The organism is Bradyrhizobium sp. WSM4874, assembly GCF_055811835.1.
The window spans coordinates 13,069-34,012 of the sequence record NZ_JBVVPR010000006.1 but is presented as its reverse complement, the minus strand read 5'-3'; the positions used below and the strand labels follow the sequence as shown (position 1 = coordinate 34,012).

Below are 20,944 nucleotides of genomic sequence, written 5' to 3'. Positions count from 1 at the left end.
CTCAGCTCTGCCGCTGGGACTGCGATTGCGACTGGCCGCTGCGGCCGGCCTGCTCGACCTTGACCGCCACCGCCAGCGTCTCGGCGCCGCCGCCATAGCGGGTGCCGCGCACGGGGGCTGCGCCGAGATAATCGAGCCCGATCGCGACGCGGACATGGGCGTCGGTGGCGCAGATGCTGTTGGCGGGATCGAAGCCGACCCAGCCGAGACCGTCAACATAAGCCTCCGCCCAGGCATGGCCCGCGTCCTGATGCACCGTGCCGTCTGAGCGCAAGAAGTGACCGGAGACGAAGCGCGCCGGCACGCCGCCGCTGCGGGCGCAGGCGATGAAGATGTGCGCGTAGTCCTGGCAGACACCGCGCTTGAGCGTGAACGCTTCCGCCGCCGACGTGCCGCTGTTGGTGGGGTCCTCGTCGAAGGTCATGTGATCGCCGATTTGCGTCATCAGCGTATGCAGGAAGCCGAGCGTGTCGCTCTCGGCCTCGCTGCGCAGCTGGCGCGCGACCGCATGCATCGCCGGATTGACCGTGGTGAGGTCGGTGGCGCGCAAGAACATGCCGGCCGGAAAGCGCTCATCGGCGCCGCGCAGAACCCCGCCGGTGTCGTGGGTCTCGATCAGGCCCTCGGCGGTGATCTTGATGTCGCCGACGGGTCCGCAGGACAGCACATGGGTGACATTGCCGAACGCGTCCTCGTGGGTGTCGAGCTTGGTGTCGGTCGACAGGTCGATCTGCCACTCCGCCACATATTGCCCATCATGGCTGCCGGGCGTCATGCGCAGGATCTGGATCACGCTCGTGGCCTGCGGCTCGTAGCGATAGGTCGTGGTGTGCAGGATTCGCAGGCGCATGGTGGACCGTGAAGTTAGTGGTTAGATTCGACTGCCTACTGCGAAGAAGCTCGTCATGCCCGGGCTTGTCCCGGGCATCCACGATCTTCTTCGCACGCGAAAGCAAGAACGTGGATGGCCGGGACAAGCCCGGCCATGACGATATCCCGTTTTTCATCAGCCGGGGGACATCAGATCAAATACTGCTTCGTGATGATTTCGCCCAGCCTGGAATTGTCCGAGATGAATTCCTGAATGAATTCATGCACGCCATGCTGGAAAATGTCGTTCATATTGCTGTGTTCCAGCCGGTTGCGGATGCCGCGGGCATGGCGCTGGGCCGGGCCCTGGCGGCCATAGGCGACCCCGATCTGATCCAGATTGCGCACGAGATTGCCGTAGCAGCTTGCGAGCGAACGCGGCAGCGAATCGTTGAGGATGAGCAAATCCGCGATCAGCCAGGGTTTCAGTGTCTCGCGATAGACCCAGTGATAGGCCGTCAGCGCCGAAACCGAGCGCAGGATCGAGGTCCACTGGTAGAAATCGAGCGGGCCGCCGACATGCTCCTCCTCGGGCAGCAGCACATGGTATTTCACGTCGAGAATGCGCGCGGTGTTGTCGGCGCGTTCGAGATGCAAGCCCATCCGCGAGAACCAGTAGGCGTCGTTGCGCAGCATGGTCCGGTACGCCGAGCCGTCGAAACGCAGCGAGGTCTCCTGCACGAAGCGCAGGAACTTCGCGAGATCCTCGCGCGTCGAGGTCCCTCTGCTCCAGACCTCCTGCAACTCGATCCAGGCCGAGTTGATGGTATCCCACATCTCGCTCGTCAGCGCTGTGCGCACCGAGCGCGAATTCAGCCGCGCCGCCTCGATGCAATTCCTGATCGAGGACGGGTTGTCCGCCGAGAACGAGAGATAATCGACGACGTTGCGCTCGTTTGCTTCTTCATACTGCTGATAGAAGCTCGCGGCGACGCCGGCGGTCAAAAGCGCCGAGTCCCATTCATTGGTCTTGCCGATATAGGCGGCGGGAAGCGCGGTGACGCGCAGCGTCGCATCGATGGTGCGCGCGAGATACTCGGCCCGTTCGACGTAGCGGGCGAGCCAATAGAGGTTTTCGGCGGTACGCGACAGCATCTCTCTACTCGTCCAGGATCCAGGTATCTTTGGTACCGCCGCCCTGGCTCGAATTCACCACCAGGGAGCCTTCCTTCAGCGCAACGCGTGTCAACCCGCCGGGCACGATCGTGGTGCTCTTGCTGCCGGTGAGCACGAACGGCCGCAGGTCCACGTGGCGCGGCGCAAGGCCGGATGCCGTGCAGGTCGGGCAGGTCGAGAGCGCCAGCGTCGGCTGCGCAATGAAGCCCTCGGGCTCGCGCTTGAGCTTTTCGCGGAAGGCTTCGATCGTCGCCTTGGTCGCCGCAGGTCCGATCAGCATGCCGTAGCCGCCGGAGCCGTGCACCTCCTTCACGACGAGTTCGCTCAAATTATCGAGCACATAGGCGAGATCCTTCGGCTCGCGGCAGCGCCAGGTCTGCACGTTCTTCAGAATCGGCTCCTCGCCGAGATAGAATTTTACGATGTCCGGCATGTAGGAGTAGATCGCCTTGTCGTCGGCGATGCCGGTGCCGACGGCGTTGGCGAGCGTGATGTTGCCGGCCGCATAAGCCGACATCAGGCCGGGCACGCCGAGCGCGGAGTCGGGGCGGAAGGTGAGGGGATCGAGGTAGTCGTCGTCGACCCGGCGGTAGATCACGTCGACCCGTTTCACGCCCTCTGTCGTCCGCATGAACACTTCGTTGTTCTTGACGATGAGGTCGCGGCCCTCGACCAGCTCGATACCGAGCTTGTCGGCGAGGAAGGAGTGTTCGTAATAGGCCGAGTTGTAGACGCCCGGCGTGAGCAACGCGACGGTCGGCTCGCCGGAGGCACTTTGCGGCGCGACCGAGCGCAAGGCGGAGAGCAGCTCGTCCGGATAGCGTTCGACCGGCGCCACCCTGTGACGGGCGAACAGGTCCGGAAACAGCCGCATCATGATCTCGCGGTTTTCCAGCATGTAGGACACGCCCGAGGGCGTACGTGCATTGTCCTCCAGCACGATGAAGTCCTCGGAATCGACCCGGACGATGTCGATGCCGGCGATGTGCACGTAGACGTCGTGCGGCACCTGCTGTCCGTTCATCTCGGGACGGAAGACCGGGTTCTGAAAGATGAGGTCGTCGGGCACGATCTCGGCGCGGAGAATGTCGCGGCCGTGATAGATGTCGCGCAGGAACATGTTGAGCGCGCGCACGCGCTGCTTCAGGCCCTTCTCCAGCAGCGACCATTCCTTCCCGGACATGATCCGCGGGATCACGTCGAAGGGAATCAGGCGCTCCGTGGACTCGGAGTCCCCATAGACCGCGAAAGTAATGCCGATGCGGCGGAAGAGGAGCTCGGCCTCCTGGCGGCGATATTCGAGCGCCTCGGGAGGCGTCTCCTTGAGCCAGCGCGCCAGCTCCTGATAGGCGGGGCGAAGGTCCCCACCGGGAATGTTCATTTCATCAAACGCGACTGCCATAGATCCCGACTTGTCTCCGCAAGGCGTTGCGCCATTCGACAGGTCGCCAAGCCTTGGTGAAGACCGCAACGCCCTGGCCATGCGGCAAGAGTGCATGACTTTCATGCGGTAGCAAGGGCCGGGCCAGCGCGATAAGCATGGGGAGAGGACATTTGCCGGGGGTGGTCGGCGGCTTGCCTGAAAAAATGGCTGAGGACTGCTTATTTCGGCAGCAAAACCGCGTGACTTCAACGCGTTACCTCGGCAAAGTCGGGCCGATAGGTGAGGGACTTGAGGTATGAGCGAGATCGTCACGGCGGGTATTCTGGTCATTGGGGACGAAATCCTGTCCGGCCGGACCAAGGACAAGAACATCGGCTTCATCGCCGAATACCTGACCAATATCGGCATCGACCTGAAGGAGGTCCGGGTCGTCTCCGACGACGAGCCCGACATCATTGCCGCGTTGGATGCACTGCGGCATCGCTACACCTATGTCTTCACCACAGGCGGCATCGGGCCGACCCATGACGACATCACCGCTGATAGCGTTGCCAAGGCGTTCGGCGTCGGCATCGACCATCATCCGGAGGTGGTCGCCCGTTTCCGAGAGCGCTGGAGCGAGCAGGACCTCAACGAGGCCCGCCTGCGCATGGCCCGCATCCCTGACGGTGCCGAATTGATCCAGAGCGCGACCATCCTCGCTCCCGGCTTCAAGATCGGCAATGTCATCGTGATGGCGGGCGTGCCCTCGATCATGCAGGCGATGATGGACATCGTCTCGCCCAAGCTGAAATCGGGCGTCCGCATGCTCTCCGAATCGGTCCGCGCCAATGCGCGGGAGGGCGACATCGGCGGCCCGCTGCGGGCGATTGCCGCCGAACATCCCGACACCATCATCGGCAGCTATCCCTTCATGGATGAAGAGCAGAAGCCGAACACCAATCTGGTGGTGCGCTCGCGCGATGCGGACAAGCTCGCAGCCGCAATGGCGGCCGTGAAGGAAATGCTGGCGGGATTGAACATCACCCGCTAGCAACCTAGCTGCCGGCAGGCGAAGCAGGAGACGACAATGGCTGGTGAAGCACCGGAACTAAGTGCGGAAGAACGGGCGGGCCGCCCCTTTCCGGTGTCGTGGGACCAGTTCCACCGGGATTGCCGGGCATTGACCTGGCGGCTCAACGAGGTTGGTCCGTTTCATGCGGTCATCGCGATCACCCGCGGCGGCCTGGTGCCGGCCGCGATCGTGGCGCGCGAGTTGGGTGTGCGCGTGATCGATACGGTCTGCATCGCCAGCTACGACCACGACAAGCAGGGCGACCTCAAAGTGCTGAAGGGCATCTCCGAAGACGTGATGAAGCTCGGCGGCGGCACCGGCAAGGGGCTCCTGATCGTCGACGATCTCGTCGACACCGGCAAGACCGGCAAGCTGGTGCGCGCGATGCTGCCCGACGCGCATTTCGCCACCGTCTACGCCAAGCCGAAGGGACGTCCGCTGGTCGACACCTTCATCACCGAAGTCTCGCAGGACACCTGGATCTTCTTCCCCTGGGACACCGCGCTGTCCTATCACCCGCCGCTTCGCGACGGGGCGGCGTGATTATCGCCGTCATTGCGAGCGCAGCGAAGAAATCCAGAAATGTGTCCGCGGAAACAGTCTGGATTGCTTTGTCGCTTCGCTCCTCGCAATGACGGGCGGAGGCGACCATGCCCCTGCAAAACCGCGTTACGCCGACCGGCGAGATCATCGCGACACCACATCGCGGGATGTTCACCGGCAACCGCGGCATCATCCATGACCCCGCGGCGAAGACGCTGCTGAAGAAGCGCTGGTCGTCGCCGGCCTGGATCACCTGCCTGTGCGAATTTCGGGGATGGCGGCGGCTGGTGATGGCGCGGCGAAGCTGGACCGAGCTGTTCTTCCTCGACGAAGCCACGGCCTTTGCCGCAGGCCACCGTCCCTGCTTCTTCTGTCGCCGCGACGATGCCAAGCGCTTTCGCGTTGCGTGGGAGACGGGCAATGGCGTGAGCAACGTGCGTGCGAAGGAGATCGATGCGCGACTGCACCTGGAACGCCTCGATCATGGTCGCAAGCGCTTGCACCCGCTGCCGATGCCGCTCGCGGAATTGCCAGACGGCGCAATGGTGCAACAGGGCGATGACTGCTTCCTGGTCGCGCAGCGCAAGGCGCTGCTGTGGCTACCCGCGGGCTACGTCCCGCATACGAGCGCCCTTGATCACCCGATGCTGTTGACGCCGCCTTCCACGCTGCGCGCGATCATCGCTGGATATCAGCCTGTGCTGCATCCGACCGCGCGCACCTAGCGCAGCGGCTTACCGTTTTCATCCACTGTCGTCCGCGCATCGCGCAGCGCCCATTCGCGGATCACTTGACGGCAGCGTGTCAGCTCGGCTTCGCTCGCGGCATTCGCATCCTTCGCCGTGCGCTCCACGATTGCTTTGCAATTGAGAAGCACGGAACGATCCTCTGCACGCGCGGGCTGCGCGAACGCTGCAAGCGCTGCAATGGTGAACGCCAGACGGATCACCGCCTTAACCCAGCTTCTCGCGGGCCAGCGCGGCACCGGCGCCGAGCGCCATCAGCTTGGCTTCGGCGATCTCGCGCCGCATCGGCGCCATGCCGCAATTGGTGGTGGCGATGATGTTGCTCTTGGGTACGAATTTTGACACCGCGTCGATCACCTGCACGACGTCCTCGGCGGTCTCGACCGTGTCGCTGGCGACGTCGATCACACCGGCCTGCACGATCTTGCTCTTGAGCAGAGCAAGCAGGTCGAGCGGCACCTTCGAGTTGCGGCACTCGATCGCGACCTGCTGGATCGGGCTGGCGTCGATCGCGGGAAAGATCTGCTCGTATTGCCTCCATTGCGCGCCGAGCGTTTCCTTCCAGTCGGTGTTGGCCTTGATGCCGTAGCCGTAGCAGATGTGCACGGCGGTGGCGCAGGTCAGGCCCTGCGCGGCGCGCTCGAGCGCCTTGATGCCCCAGTCGTTGACCTCGTCCATGTAGACGTTGAAGGCGGGCTCGTCGAACTGCACGAGATCGACGCCGTCAGCCTGGAGCGCCTTGGCTTCCTCGTTCAGGAGTTCGGCGAACGCAAAGGCCATCTTGACGCGATCGCCATAGTAGCGATCGGCAATGGTGTCGATGATGGTCATCGGGCCGGGCAGTGTAAACTTGAGCTTCTTCTTTGTATGTGTCCGCGCGACCCGCGCCTCTTCGGCATGGACGCGGCTCTTCAGCCGGAGCGGGGCGACGACCTGCGGCACCATCGCCTTGTAGCGATCCTTGCGGATGCCCATCTCGACCTTGTGGGCGAAGTCGATGCCCTCGATCTTCTCCAGGAAACCGTGGACGAAATGCTGCCGGGCCTGCTCGCCCTCGGTGACGATATCGATGCCGGCGTCCTCCTGGACCTTGACGGCAAGCATCGTCGCATCGCGCTTGGCACGGACGAGCTCGTCGCCTTGCGACTTCCAGGGCGCCCAGAGCATATTGGGTTCGGCGAGCCATTCCGGCTTCGGCAAGGAGCCGGCGATCGTGGTTGGAAACAGCATGGCGGCCCTCTCGGCGAGTTATGATTGCGCCCCTTCCTGCCATGTCTTAACGTCGAGGTACAGAACAACAAAAGTCGCCTGAAACCGGCGGCGCCGGACCGGAAACGCCATGATCGAATTCTTCTTCGACTGTTCCAGCCCCTGGACCTATCTTGCCTTCCACAACATCCAGCCGCTGGCCAGGGAGGTTGGCGCGGAGATCGTCTGGCGGCCGATCCTGGTTGGCGGCATCTTCAATACGGTCAACCCAAGTGTCTATGCGCAGCGTGAGACACCGGTGCCGCTGAAGGCGCGCTACATGAAAAAGGATCTTGCCGACTGGTCCCGCTCGGCCGGTCTCGCGATCAAGATGCCGCCGACGGTGTTTCCGGTGAACAGCGTCAAAGCGATGCGCGGCTGCATCTGGCTCGGGCAGGAAACGGTGCCTTTCGCCACGGCGGTGTTCGAGACCTATTGGGGCGAGGACAAGGACATCTCGCAGGACGCAGTGCTAGCCGAGATCTGCAGGAAGGTCGGCGTCGACGAGCAGAAATTCTTCGCGGGCATTTCCGGGCAGGGGATCAAGGATCAGCTCAAGGCCAACACCGAAGAGGTCGTCGCGCGCGGCGGCTTTGGCTCGCCGACGATCTTCGTCGGCAAGACCGACATGTATTTCGGCAATGACCGCCTGCCGTTGATCCGCGAGGCGCTGCTGCGCGGCAAGGCGAGCGCGGCCTGATGGTGCGGGCTGTCGTCTGCCGCACGCTCGGCGCGCCCGAAGCGTTGCAGCTCGAAGAGTTTCCGTCGCGCGACCTGAAGCCGGGCGAAGTGCGCGTCGCGGTCCGTGCCGCGGGCCTGAATTTCCCCGACGTGCTGATGGCGGCCGGCGAATACCAGCTCAAGCCCGAGTTGCCGTTCACGCCGGGGATGGAGGCGGCCGGCGACGTGACCGAGGTCGGCGCAGAGGCGGGCGGTGTCGCCGTCGGCGACAAGGTCATCGTCAAGATGCGGCACGGCGCCTTCACGGATGAAGCGGTGGTGATGCCATCGCAGCTCACGCCGATGCCATCGACGTTCGACTATGCGGAAGCTGCGACCTATCTCGCCGGGCACGGCACCGCCTATCACGCGCTGATCGATCGCGGCCGGGTTGCGCCGGGCGAGGTGCTGCTTGTGCATGGCGCCGGCGGCGGCGTGGGCCTTGCTGCCGTCGAGATCGGCAAGATGCTGGGGGTGACCGTGATCGCGACCGCGTCCAGCGACGAAAAGCTCGCAATCGCCAAGGCGCGCGGCGCCGATCATCTCGTGCGCTACGACCGCGAGCCGTTTCGTGATGCTGTCAAACGGATCACCGACGGTCGCGGTGCCGACGTCGTGTTCGATCCCGTTGGCGGCGAAGTGTTCGAGAGCTCGATGCGTTGCATCGCCTGGGGCGCGCGGTTGCTGGTGATCGGCTTCACCGGCGGCATCGGCTCGGCGAAAACCAATCTCTTGCTGATCAAAGGCGCAAGTGTGCTCGGCGTGCGCGCCGGTGAGGCGGTACGGAAAAATCCCGCGCTCGGTGAGGTGCGGTTGAAGGCGCTGCTCCAATGGGCGGAGGAGGGCAAGCTGCGCCCCAACGTCTCGCACCGCCTGCCGCTGGAGGACTATGCGAAGGCCATGCGGCTGCTGATCGATCGCAAGGCGATCGGGCGCGTGGCGTTGGTGATGGAGTGACCGTGCCGTAGGGTGAATTAGCCGAAGGCGTAATCCACCACCTCTGTGACCGCGGATCAGAAAGTGGTGGGTTACGCTTCGCTAACCCACCCTACGAAGCTACTTGTATTCCCGTTCCGTCCACCACGGGAAATAGTCCGGCATATCGCTCGACACCTTGTTCTTGAACTGAGCCGGGCGCTTCTCCAGGAACGACACAACGCCTTCCTTCACATCGTCCGAGCGGCCGCGGGCGTAGATGCCACGGCTGTCGACCTTGTGGGCTTCCATCGGATCGTCGGCGCCCATCATGCGCCACATCATCTGGCGGATCAGCGCCACCGACACCGGCGCCGTCTTCGCCGCAAATTCCTTGGCGAGCGCACGGGCGGTCGGCAGCAGATCATCAGGCGCTACGACCTTGCTGACGAGACGACCGGCGAGGGCTTCCTGCGCCGGGAAGACGCGGCCCGAATAGCACCATTCCAGCGCCTGCGAGATGCCGACGATGCGCGGCAGGAACCAGCTCGAGGCGGCCTCGGGCACGATGCCGCGCTGGGAGAACACGAAGCCGAAGCGCGCGGCGTCGGACGCGATGCGGATGTCCATCGCGAGCTGCATCGTGACGCCAATGCCGACCGCGGGACCGTTCACCGCGGCAATCACCGGCTTCAGGCATTTGAAGATGCGCAGCGTCACCTGGCCGCCACCGTCGCGCACCTGGGAATCGCTGTAGTCGACCTTGCCATCGGCGAAGCGTTTTACGGGCCCGCGCCGTGCGTCGCGATCAAAGGTGTCGGCGCCAGACGAAAGATCCGCGCCCGCGCAAAAACCTCGGCCGGCGCCTGTAACGATGATGGCGCGGACGTCGTCGTCCTTGTCGGCGGCGTCGAACGCGTCGATCAGCTCTCCCTGCATTTGCGCGTTGAAGGCGTTGAGCTTGTCGGGGCGGTTCAGCGTGATGGTCAGGATCTGCTCGGCGATCTCGTATTTGATCGTCTCATACGCCATGGTGCTTTCCTTCCCTCTCCTGAATTCCGTCTCAAAAAGACGTCATGCACGGACGCCAACGTCCGTCTTGCGCGGACTGGGCATGTGGTGGCCAAGCTCTACTTCGCCGGCGGGCCGGGCCAGGGCTTCTGCGGCCCGCGCAGGCTCTCAAAGGCCTTGGCCATGCCAAGCACGCCGATATCGTCGAAGCGGCGGCCGACGATCTGCACGCCGATGGGAAAACCCTTGGCGTCGAAGCCGCCGTTGATGGACATCGCCGGATTCTCAGACATATTCCACGGCAGGGTATAGGCGATGTGCTCGAACGGCTTCATGGGATCGTTGGTCGGCGAGGCCCACTCCGCCGGATAGTTCACGTTTGGCGCGGTCGGCGAGATCACATAGTCGAGCTCGCAGAACAGTTTTGATGCCGCAGCGCGGATGGCCATGGTCTGGTTGAAGCCCCTGATGACGTCGACACCCGAGAGCTTCGCGCCAGACTCGCCCCACTTGAAAATGTAGGGCAGAACCTTTGCTTGGTCGGCGGGCGTCAGCTTCGACAGATCATCCCACATCCGTGCGCGCCAGAAATTGTCGAGGCCGTCGAGCATCTCGCGCGTGAGGATGCCGTCGACTTCGGTGACAACGGCGCCTACAGATTCGAACGCTTTCGCCCCCTTTACCGCGACCTCGCGCACCGGTTTCTCCAGCGCCAGGCCTACGCCCGGATCGAGCATCAATCCGATGCGGAGTTTGCGCGGGGACTTCTCCGGCCCCTTCCAGTTGAGGGGCTCGGCGGGCAAGCTCATGCCGTCGCGCCGGTCGGGTTTTGCGATCACGCTCATCATCAGCGCGCAATCGTCGACGGTGCGGGTCATGGGACCGGCGACGCGGCCGACATAGGCGGGATCGATCGGCACGCGGCCAAAGCTCGGCTTCAATCCGACGAGGCCGCACCAGCCCGCAGGCAGGCGGACCGAGCCGCCGATATCGGTCCCGAGATGCAGCGGACCATAGCCAGCCGCCGCAGCGGCGCCCGCGCCGGCACTGGACCCGCCGGGATTCTTGGACAGGTTCCAGGGATTGCGCGCGAGCGCATGGAAAGAGGACAGCCCCGAGGACAGCATGCCGTAATCGGGCATGGTGGTCTTGGCGAAGATGATCGCACCGGCTTCGCGCAGGCGCGCGGCGGGCGGTGCGTCCTTCTCGGCCGGCACGAGCTTGACGCTGGCCGCGCCCAGCGGCACCGGCACGCCTTTGGTCGCGATGTTGTCCTTCACCGTCACCGGCACGCCGTCGAGCGCGCCGGACGGCTCGCCCCCGGACCAGCGCGCGGTCGAGGCCTTCGCGGCCTCGCGCGCGGCATCGGGATCGAATGCATAGAGCGCCTTGAGGTGCGGCTCCCACGCGGCGACGTGCGCGAGCACGTCTTCCAGCACCTCGCTCGGCGAGAACTGCTTGGCGCGATAGCCCGCGATCAGATCGACCGCGGAGAGATCGTGCAGCGAGGTGACTTCCTCTTCGACACCCTTTTTATGCATGGGCACCCACCGGCATCCGGGTCTCGATGATCCGGGCGAACATGCTGGCGCCGATCGGCAGGATCTTGTCATCGAGCACGAAGCCGGGATTGTGCACGGGGACCGAGCCGTCGTGGCCGACCCAGAAATAGGCGCCGGGAATGGTTTGCAGCATGTCGGCAAAATCCTCGCTGCCCATCTTCGGCTGGGCACGGGTAATCACCTTGGAAGGATCGACGACGGTGCGCGCGACCTCCTCGACCACCCTGGACTGCTCGACCTGGTTGACCAGCACATCGAAGGTGTCGCGGATGTCAACGTCGATCACGCACTGATAGGCGCTCGCGATGCCGGCGCAGATTGTGCGAATGCGTTCGCTGATCAGGGTGCGGACTTCTTTCGAGAAAGTGCGGATGGTGCCGCAAAGATGCGCGTCGCCAGGGATGACGTTGTACGCCGAACCGGCATGAATCTGCGTGATCGAGACGACAGCGGCCTGCAGCGGCTCGACGTTGCGGCTGACGATAGTCTGGATCGCCTGCGCCAGCGTGGTCGCGATGATCACGGCGTCCTTGGAGCGCTCCGGCATCGCGCCATGCGCGCCGTAGCCGGTGATGCGGAGATCGAAGAAGTCGGCGCTGGCCATCGCGGGGCCGGGCAGGATCGCGATCTCGCCGTGGTTGAGGTCGGGAGCGTTGTGCAGGCCGTAGAGCTCGTCGCAGGGAAATTTCTCGAACAGCCCGTCCTTGATCATCGCACGGGCGCCGCCGAGGCCTTCCTCGGCCGGCTGGAAGATCAGGTGCACTGTGCCGTCGAAATTCTTGGTTTCGGCGAGGTAGCGCGCGGTGCCGAGCAGCATGGTGGTGTGGCCGTCATGGCCACAGCCGTGGAATCGCCCGGGGATTTTAGAGCTCCATTTCAGATTGGTGTTCTCTTCCATCGGCAGCGCGTCCATGTCGGCACGAAGCCCGATACGCTTGCCGCTCGAACCCTTGCCCTTGATGACGCCGATCACGCCGGTGCCGCCGAGACCGCGATGCACCTCGATGCCCCAGCTCTTCAGCTTGTCCGCGACGATGCCGGAGGTGCGCACTTCCTCGAAGCCGATTTCCGGATGGGCGTGAAGGTCGCGCCTGATAGCAGTGAGTTCGTCGGCATAGCCGTCGATGCGCTCGATTGTGGGCATGTGTTCTGTCCAGTTAGCGTGAGGAAGGAGTGAAAACCGGGCCGTTCGGCTTGATGCGGATGCCCGGCCGCAGGCGCGTCCACGGCAGCGTAGCCGTGTCCGCGGGCATCGCGCCGGGGGCAGCGCAGATCATCAGCTTTTCCGCGATCGGCTCGAAATCGGCGCGGAAGTGCACCGAACTCTTGTTGACCAAAATCTTCTCTTCGGTCGGCTCGATGCCGACATAGCGATACATCGCCTGATCGGCGAGCTGCGCCTTGTGCGAGCTCACGACAATTCGGACGTCGCCGATGCGAAGGCAGGCGGACGGGCCCATCTCCATCTCGCGGCCGCCATAGTAGGGACCGGACGCGATGAAGCGGCCGTCGGAAAGTTTTTCGACGACGAAGGTCTCACGATAGGGCTCGTCGCCGGGAACGCCTGACTTGCCGCCGAGCGACAGCGTCACGGTGGCGCCGGCGCCGGCTGCATGCGCGGCCATGGCTGATTCCGGATCATAGATCGCACCGGTCGCGGCACTGGCCTTGTTGCGGACCAGCGCGCGTAGCATGCCGGTGGTGTCGGAATCGCCGCCGGCGCCGGGATTGTCCTGAGTATCGGCGATGATGATCGGCTTGCTCGCGCCCTTCGAGAGTTCCATCGCGTGACGCACGCCGTCATCGGGTGACCAGATCTTGCCGTCGAAATCGTCCTCGTGGCTCTCGATCAGCTTCACGATCGCATCCGCCGCGCGGTCGGCATCGGCTTGCGTCTTGCCATAGGCGAACACGCTCGGCCCGCAATCACGGAAATCGGCGGCGGGGAAGCCGGGCGCGAAGGACAGCGTCGGAACCGCGTCGCTCTCCAGCGCGGCAAGCCTTTCGTAGATGCCCTTGGTCGGCTGGTCGTTGGTGCATTGCCAGCTGATCGGGATCAAGAACGGCAATTGCCGGAAGGCCTTTGCGAAACGTTGCTTTGTCTTCAGAAGCAATGTGAGATGTTGCGCGCAGGCGCGGCCGGTCTCGGCCATGTCGACATGGGGATAGGTGCGGTAGGCGATCAGCGCGTCCGCATGCTCCATCATCTCGGGGGTGACGTTGGCGTGCAGGTCGAGGCTCGCGACAAGCGGAATGTCCTTGCCGATGACGCGGCGCACGCGCGCGAGAATCTCGCCTTCGCCGTCGTCGAGATGTTCCGTGACCATCGCGCCGTGCAGATCGAGATAGACGGCGTCGATCGGGCCGGCGGCTGCAATGCCATCAACCATGACCTTCACGATGCGCTCGAAGGCGTCCTTGGTGACATGCGCCGAGGGGCTCGCGCCGCAGGCAATCGTCGGAACGAGTTCCCAGCCGTGGGCCTCGGCGCTGTCGACGAAACCGGCGAGGCCGACATTGATGCGGCGCATCACCTTCAGCACGTCGAGACCTTGCGTCATCGCCGGCCAGCCGCCGCCGTGCTGGAAGTCCGCGAAGGTCGCCTTCGTCGGAGCGAAGGTGTTGGTCTCGTGCAGGAAGCCCCCGACGGCGATACGTGTCATCAACTCAAGCCCAGCAATTGAAAGTGCGCGACGTTAGCCCCGTGCTTGCGGCGAGAGCAAGCCGGGAAGCAATCGCGCCATGCATGGCGTCAAGCCGTTTTGGGAATGCTGCGGATGGGGTGTTAGTTGGAGCCAAAGACGCCACCAAGTTCTCGGGGTCGTCCCGGCGAAGGCCGGGACCCATAACCCCAGGGAGCAGTTTGGCGAAGATCGGATGTTTGGGATAAGCGCCACACGCGATGGATAGATCACGCGGTATGGGTCCCGGCCTTCGCCGGGACGACGCCGGAGCATGCTGCTATGCCGTGGCCGCCACGCCCTCCGACACCGGCCGGAAATTCGCAAAATCCCAGCCGCGGCCCGGCGCTGCCTCGAGCAGGGCTCTGGTGTACGCCTCCTTCGGATGCGTCAGCACTTCGGCGGCCGGGCCCTGCTCGACGACGCGGCCGTGCTGCATCACCACGACCTCGTCGCAGATCTGCGCGGCGACGCGCAGATCGTGAGTGATGAACAGGATGGCGATGCCGAGCCGCTTCTGGATCTCATCGAACAGTTCCAGCACCTGCGCTTGCACGGAGACGTCGAGGGCGGAGACCGCCTCGTCCGCGACCAGCACGTCGGGATCGAGCGCGAGCGCGCGGGCGATCGCAATGCGCTGACGCTGGCCGCCGGAGAACTGGTGGGGATAGCGCCCGACCGCATCGGCGGGCAGGCCGACCAGCTCGAGCAATTCACGGGCACGCTTCATTGCGTCGGCATGCGACACGCCGTAATTGATAGGGCCTTCCGCGATGCTTTCGCCGACAGTGACGCGCGGGTTGAGCGAGCGGTAGGGGTCCTGGAACACGATCTGGATCTTCTTCCGATGCGGCTGCAACAGCCGCCGCGAAATGTCCGAGATCTCGCGGCCGGAAAGGCGCACGCCGCCGGAGGTCGGGTCGATCAGGCGGACGATGCAGCGCGCCACGGTCGATTTGCCCGAGCCGCTCTCGCCGACGATGCCGAGCGTACGGCCCTTGCGCAGCGTCAGCGTGACCTTGTCGGCGGCGACGACTTCGCGGCCTTTGCCGAAGAACGCGCGCTCGCGGTAGACCTTGCCGAGTTCGTTGGCCTCCAGCACCACCGGTTCCTTGGTCTCAGGCCGCGCCGCGCGCGGCACCAGGCTCGGCACTGCGGAGAGCAGGTTGCGGGTGTACTCCATGGTCGGATTGCGCAGGATGGAATCCAGCGTTCCGGTCTCGACCAGTCGGCCCTGCCGCATCACCGCGACGCGGTCGGCGATTTCGGCGACGACGCCCATGTCATGGGTGATGAACAGCACGGCGGTGCCGTGATCGCGCTGGAGGTCGCGGATCAGGGTCAAAATCTGCTTCTGCGTTGTGACGTCGAGCGCGGTGGTTGGTTCGTCCGCAATGAGCAGCTTCGGTTCGAGCACGAGTGCCATCGCAATCATGATGCGCTGGCGCTGACCGCCGGAGAGTCGGTGAGGGTAGGAGGCAAAGATACGCTCGACCTGAGGCAGGCGCACCTGCTCCATCATCTCGAGGATACGCTTCTTGCGCGCCTTCGCATCGAGTTTGGTGTGCGCGCGCAGGACTTCGTCGATCTGGCGGCCGACCGGCACCACCGGATTGAGCGCGGTCATCGGCTCCTGGAAGATCATCGCCATCCGCGTCGCGCGGAGCTGCCGCAGGCGGCGGTCGGTCGCGGTGAGAATCTCCTCGCCGACCAGCTTGACGCTGCCGCCGGTCGGAATCAGCGTGCCCTTCGGCAGCAGACCCATCGTGGTCAGCGAGGTCACCGACTTGCCCGAGCCGCTTTCGCCGACGAGGCACAGCGTCTCGCGCTCGTGCACCTGGATCGAGATGCCGTCGATGATGTTTGCGGCATTCGGCTTCTTGCCGACGGAGACGACGAGGTTGTTGATGTCGAGGATCGGGCTGGTCATCACTTGATCGGTCATCATTTGCCTTCCCGCTGCTTCATGCGCGGATCGAGTGCGTCGCGGGCGGCGTCGCCGATCAAATTGATGCTGAGGATGGCGATCGAGAGCAGCAGGCCCGGCCAGAAGATCAGCGTCGGCTTGAGCTGGAAGTACTGACGGCCCTCGGCCATGATGTTGCCCCAGGTCGGCGTTTCCGGCGAGATGCCGGCGCCGAGGAAGGAGAGGATGGCCTCGGTGAGGATCGCGGACGCGCAGACGTAACTGCCCTGGACGATCAGCGGTGCGATCGTGTTCGGCATCAAATGCCGCCACATGATCTTCGGCAGGGATGAGCCGACCGAGATCGCCGCTTCAACATAGGGCTCTTCGCGCGCCGATAGCACGACCGAACGCACCAGGCGTGCCACGCGCGGAACTTCGGGGATCGTAATCGCGATCAGCACGGTCCACAGGCTGGCGCCGGACAGCGACACCACGGCGATTGCCAGCAGGATGCTCGGCATCGCCATTAGGCCGTCCATGATTCGCATCATGACGGAATCGACCAGCTTGAAGAAGCCGGAAACCAGGCCGATCGCCAACCCAATGACGATCGACATGATCGCCGAGCCGATGCCGATCAGAAGCGAGATGCGTCCGCCATACATGACGCGCGACAGCAGGTCGCGGCCATAGGCGTCGGTGCCGAGCAGGAATTGCGCCGAAGAGGGCTTCAGTCGCTGCGAGGGCGCAAGCTGGATCGGATCATACGGCGCGATCAACGGCGCCAGGATCGAGATCAGCACGACCAACGCCAGGCAGATGGTCGCTGCCGCGATGATCGGCGTCGAGGTCAGGAATCCGAGGCGCGGCCGCAGCGGCGACGTGATCGGGATGGAGGACTGGGGAAGGGTATCGACCGACATTTTTGTTGTTATCCTTAGCCCTAGTACCGGATCCGGGGATCGAGCAGCGTGTAGGCGACGTCGATCAGGAGATTGACGACGACATAGATCAACGACGTCAGCAGGATCATCGCCTGGATCACCGGATAGTCGCGTGCCAGCACCGCATCCACCGTAAGGCGCCCGATGCCGGGGATGTTGAACACGCTCTCGGTGACGACCACGCCGGAGATCAAAAGCGCAAAGCCGGTACCGATCACCGTGATCACGGGCACCGCGGCGTTGCGCAGCGCATGACGCATCATCACGGCGACTTCGTTGATGCCTTTGGCACGCGCGGTGCGGACGTAGTCCTCGCCGAGCACGTCGAGCATGGCCGCGCGCGTCATGCGCGCGATCAATGCGATGTAGATGAAGGACAGCGCGCAGGTGGGCAGGATGATGCGCTCGAAGAACGGCCCAAAACCGTTCGAGATGCTGCGGAAGCCCTGCACCGGCACCCAGCGCAGGTCGATCGCGAAGACCTCGATCAGGACATAGCCGACCACGAACACCGGCACCGAGAAGCCGAGCACCGACAGGCCCATCACGAAGCGATCGATCCAGGTGCCGTGCTTCCACGCCGCGATCACGCCCAGGGGAACAGCGACGATGACGGCGAGGATGATGGTCGACAGCGCGATCGAGATCGACGGCTCGACCCGCTGGCCGATCATCTTCATCACCGGAAGGTTGGAGATGAGTGACGTTCCGAGATCGCCATGCAGCAGCTTGTTCAGCCACGTGATGAACTGCACGATCAGCGGCTCGTTGAGACCGAGCGAGGTGCGGATCCGCTCGAGCCGCTCCGGCGTGGCGTTGTCGCCGGCAAGAATGGCGGCGGGATCGCCCGGGGTGAGGCGGAGCAGGAGGAAGACGAACAGCGCCACCACGCCCATCACAGGCACGGCGGCGAGAATTCGGCGAAGGAGATATCCGAGCAAGTTGGATCCCGTCAGATTAGAGTCAAATCAGAGACAGCGGCTGGAGCCTTGGGTTCTGCCACCAGCCTAACATTTCAGCAATTCCCATGCCATCCGGGCCACGGTTTTTGCAGTGCGGTCACCTGGTTTTGGTGACCTGGCCCGGTTTTGGTGACGTGGCTTGCGCCATTACTCGAGGGTCGCGAGCAGCCCCGCCATCAGCCGGCCGCGTTCGGCGAGACTTTCGACCTCGATATACTCTTCGAGCGTGTGGCCGTTGCCGCCACGCACGCCCAAGCCGTCGAGAGTCGGGATGCCCATTGCGCCGGTGAAATTGCCGTCGGAGCCGCCGCCGGCGCTCGCATGCGGCAGTTCTGCGCCGAGCGACCTGGCGATTCCGCGCGCCTTTTCATAAAGCGCCATGGTGCCGGCATCGGGCTCCCAGACCGGACGTGTCACGCCGCGCGTCACCTTGAAGGTGACGTCATTGGTTGTCCCGGAGAGCGCCAGCATCCTCTCGACGCCACGATCGAGGTCGGCTTGGCGCTTTGCCATCGAAAGCGCTTCGCCGGTGGCGGTCGTGGCAACGCAATTGACCCATTGCCCCCCGTGCACGACGCCGACCGAAAACGTGCAGTCCTCGCCCGTCATCGCGTCGATGGCGAGGATTTGCCGCGCCATCTCGCGAATCGCCGAGCGGCCCGCCGACAAGGTCGCGCCGGCGTGGCTGGGCCTGCCGGTCGCCTCGAGATTGAACCGCGCGATGGCGTAACGTCCGGTGGTGACGCCGTTGTCAGCGCGGCCGGGCTCGGGCACCAGCACATATTTGTTGCGCGCGGCTTCCGCCTCGATGATGTCGCGCGTCGAGGGGGTGCCGACTTCCTCGTCGGGCGTGAACAGCACGGTGATCGGCAGCGGCGTCGTGAACGAGGCGCGGGCCAGTTGGCGGATCGCTTCCAGCGAAAGATAATTGCCGCCCTTCATATCGTAGATGCCGGGTCCGTAGCACTTGCTGCCCTCGCGCCGCCATTTCAGCTTCTCGATGGTGCCCGTGGGGTGGACGGTATCCATATGTCCGGCAATCAGGATGCCGGGCTCGCCTTGCTTCGGATGCGGAAAGCGTGCCCGGATCACGCCGCCAAAACCCTGGCGACCGGCGATGCGCTCGATCGTCGCACCCATGATCGCCATCTCCCGCGCCGCGATATCGAGCATGCGGTTCACGGCGCTCGCGTCCCAGGTCGGGCTTTCGCATTCCACCCAGCCGCGCAGGCCCTGGAGCATCGCTTCGGAATCGAAAGGAAGATTGGCTGGATTCATCTCAATGTCTCTCGGGCTTCGGAACATGGAACGCGGATTGCATTGCCGTGGAGCAGGACAGGCGGAGAGCGTTGTAGAGCCAAACCGATCCTTGTGGAGCCCGTGCGCGCGCCGCTTGGGCTTGCAGCGAAACCGGATTGACGCGCTCGGCACTGTCTGCAAGTCTCGAAAAGATAAAGGCATTGCATGAGGTTAGTTCGCCTAAAGAACGAACCGGATGCTCAATCGATAACCTGCCTTTGAACAGTTTCACGTCAGGAGAACTTTTTATGTTTAAGTTGATGCGCCGGGGGCCTCGCGCGTTCGCCTCCAAACTTGCGCTGTCGGTCGTCGCGCTTTCGACCGCACTGGCCTCGCCGGTGCTTGCGGCCGGCAAGACCATCACGGCGGTGATGCATTCGGATCTGCGCATCATCGATCCGATCTTCACCACGGCCTACATCACGCGCGACCATGGCTACATGATCTACGACACGCTCGTGGCGCCCGATTCGAATTTCAAGATCCAGCCGCAGATGGCGGACTGGAAGATCTCCGACGACAAGCTCACCTACACGTTCACGCTGCGCGACGGCCTGAAGTGGCATGACGGTGCGCCGGTGACGGCGGAGGACTGCGTTGCCTCGCTCAAGCGCTGGGCCGCAGTCGACGGCATGGGTCAGAAACTGCTCGACTTCACTGCGAGCATCGAAGCGACCGATGCCAAGACCATCACGCTGAAGCTGAAGGAGCCCTACGGCCTCGTGCTCGACTCGATCGGCAAGCCGTCCTCCCGCGTTGCCTTCATGATGCCGAAGCGCCTGGCCGAGACGCCGCCGGACAAGCAGATCCCCGAGCAGATCGGCTCGGGTCCTTTCAAGTTCGTGCAGTCGGAATTCCAGCCGGGCGTGAAGGCGGTCTACGTCAAGAACACCGACTACATGCCGCGCAAGGAGCCGTCGAGCTGGACCTCCGGCGGCAAGGTGGTGAAGGTCGACCGCGTCGAGTGGATCACCATGCCGGACTCGCAGACCGCGGTGAACGCGTTGCAGTCGGGCGACATCGACTTCATGGAAAATCTGCCCTACGACATGCTGCCGTTGCTTGAGGCGAACAAGGAAATCACCATCGAGGTCTCCAACAAGTTCGGTTTCCAGACGCTCGGCCGAATGAACTTCCTTCATCCGCCGTTCGACAATGTCAAAGTGCGCCGTGCTGCCTTTCTGGCGATAAACCAGAAGGACGTTCTCGACGCGCTCGTCGGCAACGCCAAATATCAGAAGATTTGTGGTGCCTTCTTCGTGTGCGATACGCCGTTCGCGACCGAAGTCGGCGGCGAGACGCTGGTGAAGGGCAACGGCATGGCCGAAGCCAAGAAGGCGCTCGCCGAGTCCGGCTATGACGGCACCCCGATCGTGATCATGGCCCCCGGCGATGTCACCACGCTGAAGGCGCAGCCGATAGTCGCGGCTCAGTTGCTGCGTGAGGCAGGCTTCAAAGTCGACCTGCAAGCGACCGATTGGCAGACGGTGGTGAGCCGCCGCGCCAGCCAGAAGCCTCCGAAGGAGGGCGGCTGGAACATGTTCTTCACGAACTGGGTCGCAGCCGACGTCTCCAACCCGATCGCCAATCTCTCGATCGGCGGCCAGGGCAAGAAGGGCTGGTTCGGCTGGGCCGAGAACGCCAAGATCGAAAAGCTCAAGGACGACTTCGTTCGCGCCGCCTCGCTCGACGATCAGAAGAAGATCGCTGCTGACATCCAGAAGGAAGCCTATGAGCAGGTGATCTACATCCCGCTGGGGCAGTATCTCCTGCCGAGCGGCTGGCGCAAATCGCTGACCGGCGTGCTCGACGGTCCCGCGACCCCGTTGTTCTGGAACGTCGACAAGTCGGAGTAGGGCAAAGGCTCCTGGTCTGAAAAGAGAAACGGGGGGGGGGGGGGGGGGGGGGGGGGCGGGGGGGGGGTGTTTGGGGGGGGGGGGGGGGGGGGGGGGGGGGGGGGGGGGGGGGGGGGGGGGGGGG

At 64.1% G+C, this 20,944-nt stretch carries 19 protein-coding genes; 6 read left to right on the top strand and 13 right to left on the bottom strand.

The window, feature by feature from the left end:
• Position 1 precedes the first annotated feature (1 nt).
• The 3 genes from AC0L3P_RS08200 to AC0L3P_RS08190 form a co-directional block, all read right to left on the bottom strand.
• Positions 2-850: a transglutaminase family protein gene (locus tag AC0L3P_RS08200; protein ID WP_473301545.1), complete on the bottom strand. Its 849-nt coding sequence runs from the start codon at positions 848-850 to the stop codon at positions 2-4.
• A 170-nt stretch (positions 851-1,020) separates the two neighbouring features.
• Positions 1,021-1,965, bottom strand: a complete 945-nt coding sequence (locus AC0L3P_RS08195; RefSeq protein WP_007611898.1) for an alpha-E domain-containing protein — start codon at positions 1,963-1,965, stop codon at positions 1,021-1,023.
• 4 nt (positions 1,966-1,969) lie between these two features.
• On the bottom strand, positions 1,970-3,388 hold the full coding sequence (locus tag AC0L3P_RS08190; RefSeq protein WP_275170162.1) for a circularly permuted type 2 ATP-grasp protein: 1,419 nt from the start codon (positions 3,386-3,388) through the stop codon (positions 1,970-1,972).
• A gap of 277 nt (positions 3,389-3,665) precedes the next feature.
• Here AC0L3P_RS08190 and AC0L3P_RS08185 point away from each other — a divergent pair, with 277 nt between their 5' ends.
• The 3 genes from AC0L3P_RS08185 to AC0L3P_RS08175 all read left to right on the top strand — a co-directional run bounded on the left by AC0L3P_RS08185 (position 3,666) and on the right by AC0L3P_RS08175 (position 5,692).
• Positions 3,666-4,403, top strand: a complete 738-nt coding sequence (locus AC0L3P_RS08185; RefSeq protein WP_275170163.1) for a competence/damage-inducible protein A — start codon at positions 3,666-3,668, stop codon at positions 4,401-4,403.
• A 36-nt stretch (positions 4,404-4,439) separates the two neighbouring features.
• Positions 4,440-4,967, top strand: coding sequence for a xanthine phosphoribosyltransferase (gpt, locus tag AC0L3P_RS08180; RefSeq protein WP_007602504.1), 528 nt, complete (start codon positions 4,440-4,442; stop codon positions 4,965-4,967).
• Positions 4,968-5,074: 107 nt separating this feature from the next.
• Positions 5,075-5,692: a hypothetical protein gene (locus AC0L3P_RS08175; RefSeq protein ID WP_473301543.1), complete on the top strand. Its 618-nt coding sequence runs from the start codon at positions 5,075-5,077 to the stop codon at positions 5,690-5,692.
• On the opposite strand, the gene AC0L3P_RS08170 is transcribed toward AC0L3P_RS08175, so the two are convergent.
• A complete protein-coding gene (locus AC0L3P_RS08170; RefSeq protein ID WP_473301542.1) occupies positions 5,689-5,916 on the bottom strand; it encodes a hypothetical protein in 228 nt (75 codons plus the stop codon). The genes AC0L3P_RS08175 and AC0L3P_RS08170 overlap by 4 nt on opposite strands.
• 4 nt (positions 5,917-5,920) lie before the next feature.
• Positions 5,921-6,943: a methionine synthase gene (locus AC0L3P_RS08165; RefSeq protein WP_473301541.1), complete on the bottom strand. Its 1,023-nt coding sequence runs from the start codon at positions 6,941-6,943 to the stop codon at positions 5,921-5,923.
• Between the two features lie 109 nt (positions 6,944-7,052).
• Here AC0L3P_RS08165 and AC0L3P_RS08160 point away from each other — a divergent pair, with 109 nt between their 5' ends.
• Positions 7,053-7,661, top strand: a complete 609-nt coding sequence (locus AC0L3P_RS08160) for a DsbA family protein (protein ID WP_473301540.1) — start codon at positions 7,053-7,055, stop codon at positions 7,659-7,661.
• The gene (locus tag AC0L3P_RS08155; RefSeq protein WP_473301539.1) at positions 7,661-8,638 is read left to right on the top strand and encodes an NADPH:quinone oxidoreductase family protein; all 978 of its coding nucleotides are present in this window, start codon (positions 7,661-7,663) and stop codon (positions 8,636-8,638) included. The genes AC0L3P_RS08160 and AC0L3P_RS08155 overlap by 1 nt, the downstream gene beginning before the upstream one ends.
• Before the next feature lie 99 nt (positions 8,639-8,737).
• Here the strand turns inward: AC0L3P_RS08155 and AC0L3P_RS08150 are convergent, their stop codons facing one another.
• The 8 genes from AC0L3P_RS08150 to AC0L3P_RS08115 form a co-directional block, all read right to left on the bottom strand.
• On the bottom strand, positions 8,738-9,628 hold the full coding sequence (locus AC0L3P_RS08150; RefSeq protein ID WP_377789178.1) for a crotonase/enoyl-CoA hydratase family protein: 891 nt from the start codon (positions 9,626-9,628) through the stop codon (positions 8,738-8,740).
• 98 nt (positions 9,629-9,726) lie between these two features.
• On the bottom strand, positions 9,727-11,148 hold the full coding sequence (locus AC0L3P_RS08145) for an amidase (RefSeq protein WP_473301537.1): 1,422 nt from the start codon (positions 11,146-11,148) through the stop codon (positions 9,727-9,729).
• Positions 11,141-12,313: a M20 aminoacylase family protein gene (locus AC0L3P_RS08140; RefSeq protein WP_473301536.1), complete on the bottom strand. Its 1,173-nt coding sequence runs from the start codon at positions 12,311-12,313 to the stop codon at positions 11,141-11,143. The genes AC0L3P_RS08145 and AC0L3P_RS08140 overlap by 8 nt, the downstream gene beginning before the upstream one ends.
• 13 nt (positions 12,314-12,326) lie before the next feature.
• Positions 12,327-13,832: a M81 family metallopeptidase gene (locus tag AC0L3P_RS08135; RefSeq protein WP_473301535.1), complete on the bottom strand. Its 1,506-nt coding sequence runs from the start codon at positions 13,830-13,832 to the stop codon at positions 12,327-12,329.
• Between the two features lie 298 nt (positions 13,833-14,130).
• Entirely contained in the window at positions 14,131-15,780 is a 1,650-nt protein-coding gene (locus AC0L3P_RS08130; RefSeq protein WP_473301669.1) for an ABC transporter ATP-binding protein, read from the bottom strand.
• Between the two features lie 14 nt (positions 15,781-15,794).
• Positions 15,795-16,682, bottom strand: a complete 888-nt coding sequence (locus AC0L3P_RS08125) for an ABC transporter permease (RefSeq protein ID WP_247497687.1) — start codon at positions 16,680-16,682, stop codon at positions 15,795-15,797.
• Positions 16,683-16,702: 20 nt separating this feature from the next.
• Positions 16,703-17,644, bottom strand: a complete 942-nt coding sequence (locus AC0L3P_RS08120) for an ABC transporter permease (RefSeq protein WP_275170173.1) — start codon at positions 17,642-17,644, stop codon at positions 16,703-16,705.
• A gap of 168 nt (positions 17,645-17,812) precedes the next feature.
• Positions 17,813-18,943 (bottom strand): M20/M25/M40 family metallo-hydrolase, encoded by a 1,131-nt coding sequence (locus tag AC0L3P_RS08115; protein ID WP_354208582.1) that lies wholly within the window; start codon positions 18,941-18,943, stop codon positions 17,813-17,815.
• 269 nt (positions 18,944-19,212) lie between these two features.
• Here AC0L3P_RS08115 and AC0L3P_RS08110 point away from each other — a divergent pair, with 269 nt between their 5' ends.
• On the top strand, positions 19,213-20,820 hold the full coding sequence (locus tag AC0L3P_RS08110) for an ABC transporter substrate-binding protein (protein WP_354058451.1): 1,608 nt from the start codon (positions 19,213-19,215) through the stop codon (positions 20,818-20,820).
• The last annotated feature ends 124 nt before the right edge of the window (positions 20,821-20,944 follow it).

What these genes read in the sequence shown, in the direction of transcription:
- AC0L3P_RS08200 (WP_473301545.1), bottom strand. Translation starts at nt 850, where the DNA reads ATGCGCCTGCGAATCCTGCACACCACGACCTATCGCTACGAGCCGCAG.
- AC0L3P_RS08195 (WP_007611898.1), bottom strand. Translation starts at nt 1,965, where the DNA reads ATGCTGTCGCGTACCGCCGAAAACCTCTATTGGCTCGCCCGCTACGTC.
- AC0L3P_RS08190 (WP_275170162.1), bottom strand. Translation starts at nt 3,388, where the DNA reads ATGGCAGTCGCGTTTGATGAAATGAACATTCCCGGTGGGGACCTTCGC.
- AC0L3P_RS08185 (WP_275170163.1), top strand. Translation starts at nt 3,666, where the DNA reads ATGAGCGAGATCGTCACGGCGGGTATTCTGGTCATTGGGGACGAAATC.
- gpt (WP_007602504.1), top strand. Translation starts at nt 4,440, where the DNA reads ATGGCTGGTGAAGCACCGGAACTAAGTGCGGAAGAACGGGCGGGCCGC.
- AC0L3P_RS08175 (WP_473301543.1), top strand. Translation starts at nt 5,075, where the DNA reads ATGCCCCTGCAAAACCGCGTTACGCCGACCGGCGAGATCATCGCGACA.
- AC0L3P_RS08165 (WP_473301541.1), bottom strand. Translation starts at nt 6,943, where the DNA reads ATGCTGTTTCCAACCACGATCGCCGGCTCCTTGCCGAAGCCGGAATGG.
- AC0L3P_RS08160 (WP_473301540.1), top strand. Translation starts at nt 7,053, where the DNA reads ATGATCGAATTCTTCTTCGACTGTTCCAGCCCCTGGACCTATCTTGCC.
- AC0L3P_RS08155 (WP_473301539.1), top strand. Translation starts at nt 7,661, where the DNA reads ATGGTGCGGGCTGTCGTCTGCCGCACGCTCGGCGCGCCCGAAGCGTTG.
- AC0L3P_RS08150 (WP_377789178.1), bottom strand. Translation starts at nt 9,628, where the DNA reads ATGGCGTATGAGACGATCAAATACGAGATCGCCGAGCAGATCCTGACC.
- AC0L3P_RS08145 (WP_473301537.1), bottom strand. Translation starts at nt 11,148, where the DNA reads ATGCATAAAAAGGGTGTCGAAGAGGAAGTCACCTCGCTGCACGATCTC.
- AC0L3P_RS08140 (WP_473301536.1), bottom strand. Translation starts at nt 12,313, where the DNA reads ATGCCCACAATCGAGCGCATCGACGGCTATGCCGACGAACTCACTGCT.
- AC0L3P_RS08135 (WP_473301535.1), bottom strand. Translation starts at nt 13,832, where the DNA reads ATGACACGTATCGCCGTCGGGGGCTTCCTGCACGAGACCAACACCTTC.
- AC0L3P_RS08130 (WP_473301669.1), bottom strand. Translation starts at nt 15,780, where the DNA reads ATGACCAGCCCGATCCTCGACATCAACAACCTCGTCGTCTCCGTCGGC.
- AC0L3P_RS08125 (WP_247497687.1), bottom strand. Translation starts at nt 16,682, where the DNA reads ATGTCGGTCGATACCCTTCCCCAGTCCTCCATCCCGATCACGTCGCCG.
- AC0L3P_RS08115 (WP_354208582.1), bottom strand. Translation starts at nt 18,943, where the DNA reads ATGAATCCAGCCAATCTTCCTTTCGATTCCGAAGCGATGCTCCAGGGC.
- AC0L3P_RS08110 (WP_354058451.1), top strand. Translation starts at nt 19,213, where the DNA reads ATGTTTAAGTTGATGCGCCGGGGGCCTCGCGCGTTCGCCTCCAAACTT.